This window comes from Streptomyces rhizoryzae (assembly GCF_023155275.1).
In the GTDB taxonomy this organism is placed as follows: domain Bacteria; phylum Actinomycetota; class Actinomycetes; order Streptomycetales; family Streptomycetaceae; genus Streptomyces; species Streptomyces rhizoryzae.
Window position 1 is genome coordinate 27,842 of record NZ_JALMUV010000014.1, and the last position, 12,319, is coordinate 40,160.

A 12,319-nucleotide genomic window follows, 5' to 3' on the forward strand; every position below is an offset into this window, starting at 1 on the left:
ATCAAGATCCACAAAGATTTCCCGATCGCTGCACCGTGAAAGTCCGCGAAGTTCGCGGAAGTGCGAGTTGCGTAGCGACAGGGGGACAGAACGTGTCCGGATCATCTCCTTCCGACCAGCCGGTGCGAAGCGGTGAAGAGCGGGACGGGCCGCTGCTGATCACCGAGGACGAAGAGCTCCTCGACGACCTCCTGCGGCTCTGCGCGGCGGCCGGCGCGCTGCCCGAGGTGGCGCACCACCCGCCCCGCCGCACCGCGGAGTGGGAAAGGCCGCCGCTGGTGATCGTCGGCGCCGACTGCGCCGCCCGGCTGACCGGGAGCGCGCGCCGCGCGGGCGTCGTCATCGCCGGCCGGGAGGCGGACGAGGTCGCGGTGCTCCGCCAGGCCGTGGCCATCGGTGCCGAGCGGGTGCTGTCCCTCCCCGAGGGCGAGCGCTGGCTGGTGGACCGGATCGCCGACGCGGCCGAGGGCGCCGGGGCGCCGGCCCTGACGGTCGGCGTCATCGGGGGCCGCGGCGGCGCCGGGGCGAGCACCCTGGCGGCGGCGCTGGCCGTCACCGCCGCCCGCACCGGGGAGCGGACCCTGCTCGTGGACGGCGACCCCCTGGGCGGCGGGCTGGACGTACTGCTCGGCGGCGAGCAGGAGAAGGGCCTGCGCTGGCCCGCCTTCGCCGAGTCCCGCGGCCGGGTGGCCGGCGGTGCGCTCGCCGCGTCGCTGCCGCGGCTGCACGCGTTACGGGTGCTCAGCTGGGACCGGGGCGCGGAGGTGGACGTTCCGCCGCCGGCCGTGCGGGCGGTGCTGGCCGCCGCCCGGCGGCGCGGCGGGGTGGTGGTGCTCGACCTGCCGCGCCGGGTGGACGGGGCGGCGGCCGAAGCGCTGGCCCAGGTGGACACCGTGCTGCTGGTCGTCCCCGCGGAGTTGCGCGCGGTGGCCGCGGCGCGCCGGGTGGCCGACGGGGTGCGGGCGGTCCTCGACGACGTCCGGGTGGTGGCCTGCGGGCCCCCGGGACCGGGGCACGGCGGCGGGCCCGCGGCGGACGAGATCGCGCGCCTGCTGGGACTGCCGCTGGCGGGTGAGCTCCCCTGGGAGGCCGGGTTGCCGGACGACCTGGCGCGGGGACTGGCGCCCGGCATGCGGGCGCGGGGGCCGCTGGCGCGGTTCTGCGCCGGGTTCTGGGCACGGGTGCGCGGCGAGGGCGGCGGAGGGCCCGGCGCGGTGGCCGCCGGGGCCGCGGGCCGGGGGGACGGGCCGGGGGCGGGGGGTGCGGTGCGATGACGCGGTGGACGGCCGGAGGGCCGGGGTATCGGGGCCGGGCGGCCGGGGACCGCCGGGGCCCGCGGTTCGGGGACTGGTGGCGGGACGGGCTGCGCTGCGGCGCGGGCTGGTGGTCCCGCCGCAGCCGGGACGCGGTGGACGCCTTCGGGCCCGTACGGGCCGGGGTGCTCGCCGGAGGCGGTGGTGCGGGATGAGCCGGGAACTGCTCGACGGGGTGCGCCGGCGGCTCGCCGAGGCGGGGGCGGAGCCGACACCGGCCCGGGTGGCGGTGGCCCTGCGCGAGGAGGGGCGGCTCCTCGGGGACGCCGAAGTGCTCGGTGTGGTGGGCGCGTTGCGCTCGGAGATGGTGGGCAGCGGGCCCCTGGAACCGCTGCTGGCCGCGCCCGAGGTGACGGACGTCCTGGTGACCGCGCCGGACGCGGTCTGGGTGGACCGGGGCGCCGGACCGGAGCGCACCCCCGTCCGCTTCCGGGACGAGGCGGAGGTGCGCCGGCTCGCCCGCAGGCTGGCGGCGGTCGCCGGGCGGCGGCTGGACGACGCCCGCCCCTGGGTGGACGCCCGGCTCCCGGACGGCACCCGGCTGCACGCCGTGCTGCCCCCGGTGGCCGTGGCCGGGACGTGCCTGTCGCTGCGGGTGCTGCGGCCCCGGGCCTTCGCGCTCCCGGAGCTGGAGGCGGCCGGCACGGTCCCGCCGGGCGGCGGCCGGCTGCTCCGCGCGCTGCTGGCGGCCCGGCTGTCGTTCCTGGTCAGCGGGGGTACGGGCTCGGGCAAGACCACCTTGCTGAGCGCCCTGCTCGGGCTGGTCGGCCCGGCCGAGCGGATCGTCCTGGCCGAGGACTCCGCGGAGCTGCGCCCGGACCACCCGCACGTCGTCCGGCTGGAGACCCGGCCGGCCAACCAGGAGGGCGCGGGCCGGGTGACGCTGCGGGACCTCGTGCGGCAGGCGCTGCGGATGCGGCCGGACCGGCTGGTGGTCGGCGAGGTGCGCGGGCCCGAGGTGACCGACCTGCTGGCGGCCCTCAATACGGGCCACGAGGGCGGCTGCGGCACGGTCCACGCCAACGCAGCCTGCGACGTACCGGCCCGGCTGGAGGCGCTCGGCTCCACCGCCGGGCTGGACCGGGCCGCGCTGCACAGCCAGCTGGCGGCGGCGCTGTCGGTCGTGCTGCACCTCGTACGGGACCGCTCCGGGCGGCGGCGGATCGCCGAGGTCCACGTCCTGGAGCGGGACCGGGACGGCTTCGTGCGAACGGTGCCGGCGGCGGTGTGGAGCCCGCAGGGGTTCCAGGAGGCGCCCGGCTGGGAGCGGCTGGCGCGGCTGTGCGAGAGGGGTGGGGAGGGGTGCTGACGGGCGGGGCGGGACCGGTGGCGGCCGCAGCCGTGGCGGGGTGCGCGGTGCTGCTGGTGCCGTGGGCGCGGCGGGCGCGGGCCCTGCGGCGGCGGACGGCGGCGGTCCTGGGCGATGGCGCGGCGGGGTCCGCTCAGGGGCGCGGTGCGGCGCTGCGGGAGTGGATCGCCGGGCGGGCCGGCGGCGGGGAGGGGCGCCGGTGGCGCTTCGGGCGCTGCGGGGAGGCCGGGGCCGAACTGTGGTGCCTGCCTGCCGGGCTCGCACTGGGGCTGCTGGGGCGGTCGGTGCTGCCGGTGCTGGCCGCGCCGGTGGCCCTGGTCGCCGTCCGCAGGTGGCTGGCCGCGCGGGACCGGCGGCGGGCGGCCGACCGGCGGGCCGCGGCGGTGATCCGGTTCTGCGGGGCGGTCGCGGGGGAGCTGCGGGCGGGCCGGCAACCGGACCGGGCCCTGGTCGCCGCCGGGGCGCCGGGGCTGGGCGAGGCCGGACCGGCGGTGCTGGCGGCCGCCCGTTACGGCGGGGACGTGCCCGGCGCCCTGCGGGCGGCCGCGCGCACGCCGGGCGCCGAGGGACTGGCCGCGGCGGCGGCGTGCTGGCAGGTGGCGGTGGAGGGCGGTGCCGGACTGGCCCGCGGACTGGAGCGGATCGCCGCCGGACTCGCCGCCCGGCGGGACCAACGCGAGGAGCTGCACGCGCAGTTGGCCGGGCCGCGGGCCACCGCCCTGATGCTCGCGCTGCTGCCGGCGGGCGGGCTCCTGATGGGCGGGGCGCTGGGCGCCGACCCCCTCGGCGTGCTGCTGCACACCCCCGCCGGGTGGGGCTGCCTGCTCGTCGGCGGGCTCCTGGAGTGGGGCGGGGTGGTCTGGACGGCCCGGATCGTCGCGGACGCGTCGGACGAGCCGGCCGCGCCGGGGCACGGCAGCGGGGGCGGAAGCGGAAGCGGAGGGACGGACGTGCAAGGGAAGGGGAGGTGGGTGCGGTGAGCCCGGAGGTTGTCCACAGGGTGGGGACGGCGGTGGCGGTCGCGGCGGCCGTGCGGTACGGACCGGAGCTGATCCGGCCGGTGCGCGCGCGGCGGGCCGTACGGCGGCGGGCGCCGGGTGTGCTGGCGGACGCCGCAGGGGGCCCGTACGGCGGCGAGGAGCGCGTGCGCGGCCGGGCGCGGTGGCCGGGTCGGGCCCGGCGGGGGAGGCCGCGAGCGGGCCGGGACGGCGCACCGCGGGACGGCCGGCTGACGGAGTGGGCCGGACCGGCGGCGGTGGCCGGGTGCGTGGCGGTGCTGCTGGGCGGCGTCGCCGGGGTGCCGGCCGGGCTCCTCGTCGGCTGGGCCGCGCACCGCTGGCTGCGGTGGCAGCGGGCCGCGGCGGCCGGCCGGGTGGCCGCCGCACGGGCGGCCGCCGAACTGGCCCCGGCCGGTGAGCTGCTGGCGGCCTGTCTGGCGGCCGGGGCCGGCCCGCGGGCGGCGGCCGAGGCGGTGGGCCGCTCCCTGGACGGCACGGTCGCCGAACGGCTGCGCCACATCGCGGCGGAGCTCCGACTGGGCGGTGAACCGGCCGCGGTCTGGGGGCGCCTTGCGGAGTTGCCCGGGGCCGGGGAGCTGGCCCGGTGCCTGGAGCGCGCCGGGATATCGGGGGCCCCGGCCGTCGAACCGGCCGCCCGGATCGCGGCCGGCCTGCGCGCCGACCGGGCCCGTGCCGCCGCCGCGAAGGCCCGCCGGGCCGGGGTGCTGGTCACCCTCCCGCTGTCCGGCTGCTTCCTCCCGGCCTTCCTGGTCCTGGGCCTGGCCCCGGTCCTGATCGGCCTGGCGGGCGGACTGCTGGGAGGTGAGTGAGACCTGGGGCTGGGGGAGTGGGGCCCGCGGTGTCCGGTGCGGCCGGCAGGGGCGGCCGGTCACCCCGACGAGCCCCGGCGCGGCGGCCCGGCAGCGCAGCGGCCCGGCACCACAGCAGGCGATCGATTCCCGGGTCAGTCACCCCGTCAACCCTTCGATACAACGGCGTAGCGAGGCAGCAATCAACGAATCATCGGCTAATGGGTGGGGCATCGCCCCTCAACTCACCCCTTCACCCCTTCACCCCTTCACTCATTCACTCGTTCACTCATTCACCCATTCGTTCGTTCGTTTCATTCGTCGATTCAGCGAGGCCAAGGAGGCAGGAGATGTTCCGTCAGTGGTGGAAGCGGGTGCGGACGGCGCGGTCCGATCGCGGGATGAGCACCGCGGAGTACGCCGTGGGGACGCTCGCCGCGTGTGCGTTCGCGGCGGTGCTCTACAAGCTCGTGACGAGCGGACCGGTGGCCGCGGCGCTGCGGTCGGTACTCCAGCGGGCCCTCGATGTGCCGTTCTGAGGCGCGGGGGCGCCCGCGGACGCGGGACGCCGGGTTCGTGACCGCGGAGGCGGCCGTGGTGCTGCCGGTTCTGGTGGCGGTCGCGGCGGCGCTGATCTGGGGGCTGGTGGCCGCCTGCGCCCGGATCGCCTGCGTGGACGCCGCGCGGGCCGGGGCGCGGGCCGCGGCGCGGCAGGAACCCCCCGCGGGGGTGCTCGCCGCGGCGCGCCGGGCGGCCCCGGAAGGCGCGCGGATCGCGATGGAGCGGGACGGCGAGCTGGTGCGCGTGCGGGTCGAGGCCGGGCTGCCCGGGATGGGCCGGCTGGCGCTGCGGGTCCGGGGAGAGGCGGTGGCCCTTGCGGAGGAAACGGTGTGACGACGCGGGCTCGGCGACGGTGTGGACGGTGTGCGCGGCGGCGGCGCTCTGCGCGGTCTTCGCGGCGCTGATGGCCGTCGGACAGGCCGTTACGGCCCGGCACCGGGCGGGCGGGGCCGCGGACCTGGCGGCGCTGGCCGCCGCGGACCGGGCGCTCCGGGGCCCGGCCGCGGCCTGCGCCGCCGCGCGCCGGGTCGCCGCCGCGCAGCACACCCGCCTGGTGCGGTGCGCGCTGGCCGGTCCGGTCGCCGATGTCACGGCCGAGGCCGGCGGCGGTCCGTTCACCGCCCGGGTGCGGGCCCGCGCGGGGCCCGCCTCGGGCGCGCCGGACGCCGGGCGGGTGCCGGGAGTACCGGTCCGCGCCCGCGTCCTAGGCGGCCGGGGCGCCGCGGAGGAGTTCGGTCAGGAGGCGGATGGCGCCCCGTTTGTGCAGCGGGTCGTTGCCGTTGCCGCACTTGGGGGACTGGATGCAGGACGGGCAGCCGGCCTCGCACTCGCAGGCGGCGATGGCGCTGCGGGTGGCGGTGAGCCAGTCCGCGGCCGTGTGGAAGGCGCGTTCGGCGAAGCCCGCGCCGCCGGGGTGGCCGTCGTAGACGAAGACCGTCGGCAGCAGGGTGTCCGGGTGCAGCGGGACGGAGACGCCGCCGATGTCCCAGCGGTCGCAGGTGGCGAACAGCGGCAGCATCCCGATGGAGGCGTGTTCCGCGGCGTGCAGCGCGCCGCCGAGCTGCTGGGGGTTGACCCGGGCCGCGTCGAGCTGGTCCTCGGTGACCGTCCACCACACCGCGCGGGTGCGCAGCGTACGGGGCGGCAGGTCGAGCTTGGTCTCGCCCAGGACTTCGCCGGTGATCAGCTTGCGGCGCAGGAAGGAGACGACCTGGTTGGTGACCTCGACGGAGCCGAAGCACAGCCGGGCCCCGCCCCAGGGCACCTCGGTGTCGGTCTCCAGGATGGAGATCGCGGTGGTGTCGCGGGCGGTCGTGGAGTAGGGCGGACTGGCCTCCTCCACGAGGGCGACGTCGTCCGCCAGGTCCAGATGGCGGACGAGATAGCTGCGGCCCTGGTGGAGGTGGACCGCACCCTCGTGGACGGTGGTGTGCGCCGCCGCGGCGTCCACGGTGCCCAGCAGCCGCCCGGTGCCGGCCTCCACGATCTGGACGGGCGAGCCGCCCTGGCCGCGGATGTCGGTGAGGTCGGCGGCCCGCTCGCGGCGCGTCCAGTACCAGGCGCTGGTACGCCGGCGCAGCAGGTTCGCGGCCACCAGCTGGGGCAGCAGCCCTTCCGTCTCCGGGCCGAAGAGGGCGAAGTCGGCCTCGGTGAGGGGGAGTTCGGCGGCCGCCGCGCAGAGGTGCGGGGCGAGCACGTACGGGTTGTCCGGGTCGAGCACGGTCGACTCGACGGGCCGGTCGAACAGCGCCTCGGGGTGGTGGACGAGGTAGGTGTCCAGCGGGTCGTCGCGGGCCACCAGGACGGCCAGCGCGCCCTGCCCGGCCCGGCCCGCCCGGCCGGCCTGCTGCCACAGGGAGGCGCGGGTGCCCGGATAGCCGGCGATCACCACGGCGTCGAGGCCGGAGACGTCCACGCCCAGCTCCAGCGCGGTGGTGGCGGCCAGGCCGAGCAGCTCGCCGCTGTGCAGGGCGCGTTCGAGGGCCCGGCGCTCCTCGGGCAGATAACCGCCCCGGTACGCGGCGATCCGCCCGGGCAGCGAGCGGTCCACCTCCGCGAGCCGCTCCTGCGCGATCAGCGCGATGAGTTCGGCGCCGCGCCGGGAGCGGACGAAGGCGACGGTCCGCACGCCCTGGACGGCGAGGTCGGTGAGCAGGTCGGCGGTCTCGGCGGTGGCGGTGCGGCGGACCGGGGCGCCCTGCTCGCCGTGCAGTTCGGTCAGCGGCGGCTCCCACAGCGCGAAGACCAACTCGCCGCGCGGGGAGGCGTCCTGCGTGATCTCCGCCACGGGCAGGCCGGTGAGCCGGGAGGCGGCCTGCGCCGGTTCCGCGGCGGTGGCGGAGGCCAGCAGGAAGACCGGCTCGGCGCCGTAGCGGGCGCAGACCCGGCGGAGCCGGCGGATCACCTGCGCGACGTGCGAGCCGAAGACGCCGCGGTAGGTGTGGCACTCGTCGATGACGACATAGCGCAGGGCGCGCAGGAAGGAGGACCAGCGGGGGTGGGCCGGGAGGATGCCGCGGTGCAGCATGTCCGGGTTGGTCAGCACGTAGTTGGCGTACTGGCGGACCCACTCGCGCTCCTCCACCGGGGTGTCGCCGTCGTAGACGGCGGCCCGCACGGCGGTGCCCAGGGGGGCGGCCAGCTCGCGCACGGCCCGCCGCTGGTCGGCCGCCAGGGCCTTGGTGGGCGCCAGGTACAGGGCCGTGACCCCCCGCCCGTTCGGGGCCTCGGAGCCGTCCAGCAGCCCCGAGAGGACCGGCGCCAGGTACGCCAGCGACTTGCCGGAGGCGGTGCCGGTGGCCACCACGACCGATTCGCCGCGCAGCGCGTGTTCGGACGTCTGTGCCTGGTGGGCCCAGGGGCGCTCGATTCCGGCCGAACGGATGGCGTCGATCACTTCCGGCCGGATCCGTGCCGGCCATTCGGCATGGGTCCCGATGCGCGGGGGCAAGTGCTCCGTATGAGTGATGCGCGCAGCGCGGGTCGCGCCCCGGGCGAGACGGTCGAGAATCATGCCTGGGGAAGTGCGCGCGCCACGGTCCGGCGGAAGTCGATTGGAGGCCATCGGCACCGAGTGTGTCACCGGTGTGACGGACAATGCTCACAAGGCGTCGTGCACGCCTGCTGGTAAGTGATTGAATGCCATGGCGGCTGCCGATCCGCCCCTACCTCGGTGGGGAGGCCCCAGGGGGGCGACCGCTCGATAGCAAGGTGCTGGAGGATCCGTGGACCTGTCCCTGTCGACCCGGACCGTTGGCGACCGTACGGTCGTCGAGGTCGGTGGCGAGATTGATGTATACACCGCGCCCAAGCTGCGCGAGCAGCTGGTCGAGCTTGTGAACGACGGAAGCTACCACCTCGTGGTGGACATGGAACGTGTCGACTTCCTGGACTCCACCGGGCTCGGCGTCCTGGTCGGCGGGCTCAAGCGGGTGCGTGCCCACGAGGGCTCGCTGCGCCTGGTCTGCAACCAGGAGCGCATTCTCAAGATCTTCCGTATCACCGGTCTGACCAAGGTGTTCCCGATCCACACCTCGGTCGACGAAGCCGTCGCAGCCACTGACTGACGGTTCGCCGGTCCCCCGCGCCGCGGGCGCGGGGGTGGAAGGAGTGGGGGTACCGGGCGCGTCCGTCCGGCCCCCCGCGTCGCACGCCCGCATCACGAGGGGGATGGCATGGCCACCGTCGAACTACGCTTCAGCGCCCTTCCCGAGCACGTCCGGACCGCGCGTCTGGTCGCGGCTGCCGTGGCGCGGCGCGCCGGAGTGGACGAGGCCGTGCTGGACGAGGTGCGGCTCGCCGTGGGTGAGGCGTGCAGCCGGGCCGTGGGACTGCACGAGAGCCACGGCCTCTCGGCGCCGGTGCGGGTGGTGCTGATCGAGGACGAGAAGAAGTTCTCGATCGAGGTGGGGGACGAGGTCACCGGTTCCGGCGCGGCCGCGGCCGCCGGCGGCGAGGAGTCCGCGGGCGCCGGTGAGAGCGACGCCGAGGGCGAGGACGAGATGGGCCTCGCGGTGATCAGCGGGCTGGTCGACGATGTCGAGGTGACCTCCGGCGAGGGCGGCGGGCGCATCCGGATGAGCTGGCCCGCGCACGCGGCGCCGATCCTGCCGTAGCCGTAGCCGTAGCCGTAGCCGTAGCCGTAGCCGTAGCCGTAGCCGTAGCCGACGCCGGACGCCGCGTAGCGGGCGGAGCGCGGTGCCTGCGGGGCGGGCGGTTCTGATCTTTTCTTCTCTTTTCCTTTCTTGAGCGCTGGGCTCGGTCGGGCGCAGGCGTGGCTGGGTGCTGCCCGGGGGCCTGGGCGCTGGTCTCTCCGGCCCCTCCGGCCCCTCCGGCCCCTCCGGCCCCTCCGGCCGTCCGGCCCGGAGGCGCGCCCCGCAGCCCCCTGCCCGCTCCCCCTGGCCCCTCCCCGGGCGCGCCCCCGGCGCCGCCCCGGGGTGCCCCCTGCGCCCGAGGGGCGCGTTCCGGCCGTGATCTGACGGCGCGTCATCGGTGGCCGGAGTGACGGGGGCGGGTGACCCCAGGGGATTACCTGGGTCAACGGGTGGCGCTCTTTCCTCCCGGGTCACTGCGGGTGCGGTGGTGCCGGCGGGGGAGCGGGGGGTGTGAGCAGCGGAGATCAAGGGGGCACCGGTAGTAAGGAGAGATCATCGGCCGGGGGTCAGTGAATTCACCGGTTTCCTTCGTCCGGGCGAATTCCTGGTGCCGCCAGACTATTGATCTTCGCCGGGAGCAGGCGAATTCCCTTTGCGGTGCCCTGTTTTGATCAACCGGGGCTCCCTACAATCCGTCCACATCTTGCTCAGGACGCCTGAGCGTGCTTCCGCGCGCCCATGTGCCATCACGTCAAGGAGGACGAATGGCGGGGCCTTACACCCCTCAGTTGATGGACACCCCCACTTTTCTGGCCGCACCGTCACTCACCGCGGGCAACCGCGGGATCGTGCTGGTGATCGCCGTCGTCGCCCTGGCCGCACTGGCGGTCGCGGCGGTGCTGGTCCGCCAAGTACTCGCGGCCGGTGAGGGAACCGACAGTATGAAGAAGATCGCGGCGGCGGTGCAGGAAGGCGCGAATGCCTACCTGGCACGGCAGTTGCGGACCCTCGGCGTTTTCGCCGTCGTCGTGTTCTTCCTGCTCATGTTGCTGCCCGCGGACAATTGGCCGCAGCGCATCGGGCGCAGCGTCTTCTTCTTGATCGGCGCGGCATTCTCCGCGGCCACCGGCTATATCGGCATGTGGCTCGCGGTGCGCAGCAATGTGCGTGTGGCGGCTGCGGCCAGAGAGGCCACTCCGGAAGACGGCGCGGCGCAGCAGAAGGACCTTACGGCGGTCGCCCACAAAGCGATGAAGATCGCTTTCCGCACCGGTGGCGTCGTCGGCATGTTCACCGTCGGCCTCGGGCTGCTCGGTGCTTCCTGCGTGGTGCTCGTGTACGCGGTCGACGCGCCGAAGGTGCTGGAGGGCTTCGGCCTCGGCGCCGCGCTGATCGCGATGTTCATGAGGGTCGGCGGCGGCATCTTCACCAAGGCCGCGGACGTCGGCGCCGACCTCGTCGGCAAGGTCGAGCAGGGCATCCCGGAGGACGATCCGCGCAACGCGGCCACCATCGCGGACAACGTCGGCGACAACGTGGGCGACTGCGCCGGGATGGCGGCCGACCTCTTCGAGTCGTACGCGGTGACGCTGGTCGCCGCGCTGATCCTGGGCACCGCCGCCTTCGGCGACGCCGGACTCGCCTTCCCGCTGCTGGTGCCGGCCATCGGCGTGCTGACCGCGATGATCGGGATCTTCGTCGTGGCGCCGCGGCGGCGCGACCGCAGCGGGATGACCGCCATCAACCGCGGCTTCTTCATCTCCGCGGGCATCTCGCTGGTCCTGGTGGCCGTCGCGGTCTTCGCCTACCTGCCGTCCCGCTACCAGGACCTCGGCGGCGTCAGCGACCCGGAGATCCTGGGCCGCAGCGGCGACCCGCGGATGCTGGCACTGGTCGCGGTCGCCGTCGGGATCGTGCTCGCCGCGCTGATCCAGCAGCTGACCGGCTACTTCACCGAGACCAGCCGGCGGCCGGTGCGGGACATCGGCAAGACCTCGCTGACCGGCCCGGCCACCGTGGTGCTCTCCGGCATCTCGGTCGGCCTGGAGTCGGCGGTCTACTCGGCGGTGCTGATCGGGCTCGCGGTGTACGGGGCGTTCCTGCTGGGCGGCGCCTCGATCACGCTGGCGCTGTTCGCGGTGGCGCTGGCCGGCACCGGTCTGCTGACCACCGTCGGCGTCATCGTGGCGATGGACACCTTCGGCCCGGTCTCCGACAACGCGCAGGGCATCGCCGAGATGTCCGGTGACGTCACCGGGGACGGCGCGCAGGTGCTGACCGACCTGGACGCGGTGGGCAACACCACCAAGGCGATCACCAAGGGCATCGCCATCGCGACCGCGGTGCTGGCCGCCTCGGCGCTGTTCGGCTCGTACCGGGACGCGATCGCCAACGCCGTGCGGGACGTCGGGCGGGCGGCCGGCGGGCTCGGGCTGAGCCTGGACATCTCGCAACCCAACAACCTGGTGGGCCTGGTGCTGGGCGCCTCGGTGGTCTTCCTGTTCTCCGGGCTGGCGATCAACGCGGTCTCCAGGTCGGCGGGCGCGGTGGTCTTCGAGGTGCGCCGCCAGTTCCGCGAGAAGCCCGGGATCATGGACTACTCCGAGAAGCCCGAGTACGGGCGGGTGGTCGACATCTGCACCAAGGACGCGCTGCGCGAACTGGCCACGCCGGGGCTGCTGGCGGTGCTGACGCCCATCGCGGTCGGCTTCTCGCTCGGCGTCGGCGCGCTCGGCTCGTTCCTGGCCGGCGCCATCGGCACCGGCACGCTGATGGCGGTCTTCCTGGCCAACTCCGGCGGTGCCTGGGACAACGCCAAGAAGCTGGTCGAGGACGGCCACCACGGCGGCAAGGGCAGCGAGGCGCACGCCGCCACGGTCATCGGCGACACCGTCGGCGACCCGTTCAAGGACACCGCGGGACCGGCGATCAACCCGCTGCTGAAGGTGATGAACCTCGTGGCGCTGCTGATCGCGCCGGCCGTGGTGAAGTTCTCGTACGGCCACGACAAGAACCTGGGCATCCGGGTCGCGGCGTCGCTGGTGGCGCTCGCCGTCATCGTCGGCGCGGTCTACGTCTCCAAGCGGCGCGGCATCGCCGTAGGTGATGAAGGCAACAGCTCCGAGGATCCCGACAACGTCGCCAAGTCGGCCGAGACGGCCGTGGCGTCCTGACCCGCGGGGCCGCCCGACCGGCCCGGGGACCGCTCAACGGGCGGGTGTACGGCGCTTTTTGC

At 75.6% G+C, this 12,319-nt stretch carries 11 protein-coding genes and 1 pseudogene; 11 read left to right on the forward strand and 1 reads right to left on the reverse strand.

Annotated elements, in window-relative coordinates:
- Positions 1–122 precede the first annotated feature (122 nt).
- The 8 genes and pseudogenes from ssd to MUU72_RS13835 all read left to right on the forward strand — a co-directional run.
- Positions 123–1,274, forward strand: coding sequence for a septum site-determining protein Ssd (gene ssd, locus MUU72_RS13800; protein WP_248013512.1), 1,152 nt, complete (start codon positions 123–125; stop codon positions 1,272–1,274).
- On the forward strand, positions 1,271–1,468 hold the full coding sequence (locus MUU72_RS13805; protein WP_248013513.1) for a hypothetical protein: 198 nt from the start codon (positions 1,271–1,273) through the stop codon (positions 1,466–1,468). Before ssd ends, MUU72_RS13805 begins: the two co-directional genes overlap by 4 nt.
- Positions 1,465–2,622 carry a TadA family conjugal transfer-associated ATPase gene (locus MUU72_RS13810; RefSeq protein ID WP_248013514.1) on the forward strand — a complete coding sequence of 386 codons (1,158 nt, stop codon included), beginning with the start codon at positions 1,465–1,467 and terminating at the stop codon, positions 2,620–2,622. Before MUU72_RS13805 ends, MUU72_RS13810 begins: the two co-directional genes overlap by 4 nt.
- A 17-nt stretch (positions 2,623–2,639) precedes the next feature.
- Positions 2,640–3,602, forward strand: coding sequence for a type II secretion system F family protein (locus MUU72_RS13815; protein ID WP_248013515.1), 963 nt, complete (start codon positions 2,640–2,642; stop codon positions 3,600–3,602).
- Positions 3,599–4,450 carry a type II secretion system F family protein gene (locus tag MUU72_RS13820; RefSeq protein ID WP_248013516.1) on the forward strand — a complete coding sequence of 284 codons (852 nt, stop codon included), beginning with the start codon at positions 3,599–3,601 and terminating at the stop codon, positions 4,448–4,450. The genes MUU72_RS13815 and MUU72_RS13820 overlap by 4 nt, the downstream gene beginning before the upstream one ends.
- A 329-nt stretch (positions 4,451–4,779) precedes the next feature.
- Positions 4,780–4,968, forward strand: coding sequence for a DUF4244 domain-containing protein (locus MUU72_RS13825; protein ID WP_248013517.1), 189 nt, complete (start codon positions 4,780–4,782; stop codon positions 4,966–4,968).
- Positions 4,955–5,323 (forward strand): TadE family type IV pilus minor pilin, encoded by a 369-nt coding sequence (locus tag MUU72_RS13830; protein WP_248013518.1) that lies wholly within the window; start codon positions 4,955–4,957, stop codon positions 5,321–5,323. Before MUU72_RS13825 ends, MUU72_RS13830 begins: the two co-directional genes overlap by 14 nt.
- Before the next feature lie 28 nt (positions 5,324–5,351).
- A pseudogene (locus tag MUU72_RS13835) lies at positions 5,352–5,576 on the forward strand (Rv3654c family TadE-like protein); the annotation flags it as partial.
- Between the two features lie 117 nt (positions 5,577–5,693).
- Here the strand turns inward: MUU72_RS13835 and sftH are convergent.
- Positions 5,694–8,054 carry a DEAD/DEAH box helicase gene (sftH, locus tag MUU72_RS13840; protein ID WP_248013519.1) on the reverse strand — a complete coding sequence of 787 codons (2,361 nt, stop codon included), beginning with the start codon at positions 8,052–8,054 and terminating at the stop codon, positions 5,694–5,696.
- Between the two features lie 160 nt (positions 8,055–8,214).
- Between sftH and bldG the strand changes: the two genes are divergently transcribed.
- The 3 genes from bldG to MUU72_RS13855 all read left to right on the forward strand — a co-directional run bounded on the left by bldG (position 8,215) and on the right by MUU72_RS13855 (position 12,257).
- Positions 8,215–8,556 carry an anti-sigma factor antagonist BldG gene (gene bldG / locus MUU72_RS13845; RefSeq protein ID WP_004571875.1) on the forward strand — a complete coding sequence of 114 codons (342 nt, stop codon included), beginning with the start codon at positions 8,215–8,217 and terminating at the stop codon, positions 8,554–8,556.
- 108 nt (positions 8,557–8,664) lie between these two features.
- On the forward strand, positions 8,665–9,105 hold the full coding sequence (locus tag MUU72_RS13850) for an ATP-binding protein (RefSeq protein ID WP_248013520.1): 441 nt from the start codon (positions 8,665–8,667) through the stop codon (positions 9,103–9,105).
- Between the two features lie 743 nt (positions 9,106–9,848).
- Positions 9,849–12,257, forward strand: a complete 2,409-nt coding sequence (locus tag MUU72_RS13855) for a sodium-translocating pyrophosphatase (RefSeq protein ID WP_248013521.1) — start codon at positions 9,849–9,851, stop codon at positions 12,255–12,257.
- The last annotated feature ends 62 nt before the right edge of the window (positions 12,258–12,319 follow it).

Excerpts from the sequence above, each read along its gene's own strand:
- MUU72_RS13805 (WP_248013513.1), top strand. The coding sequence starts at position 1,271 with ATGACGCGGTGGACGGCCGGAGGGCCGGGGTATCGGGGCCGGGCGGCC.
- MUU72_RS13810 (WP_248013514.1), top strand. The coding sequence starts at position 1,465 with ATGAGCCGGGAACTGCTCGACGGGGTGCGCCGGCGGCTCGCCGAGGCG.
- MUU72_RS13825 (WP_248013517.1), top strand. The coding sequence starts at position 4,780 with ATGTTCCGTCAGTGGTGGAAGCGGGTGCGGACGGCGCGGTCCGATCGC.
- MUU72_RS13830 (WP_248013518.1), top strand. The coding sequence starts at position 4,955 with ATGTGCCGTTCTGAGGCGCGGGGGCGCCCGCGGACGCGGGACGCCGGG.
- sftH (WP_248013519.1), bottom strand. The coding sequence starts at position 8,054 with ATGGCCTCCAATCGACTTCCGCCGGACCGTGGCGCGCGCACTTCCCCA.
- MUU72_RS13850 (WP_248013520.1), top strand. The coding sequence starts at position 8,665 with ATGGCCACCGTCGAACTACGCTTCAGCGCCCTTCCCGAGCACGTCCGG.
- MUU72_RS13855 (WP_248013521.1), top strand. The coding sequence starts at position 9,849 with ATGGCGGGGCCTTACACCCCTCAGTTGATGGACACCCCCACTTTTCTG.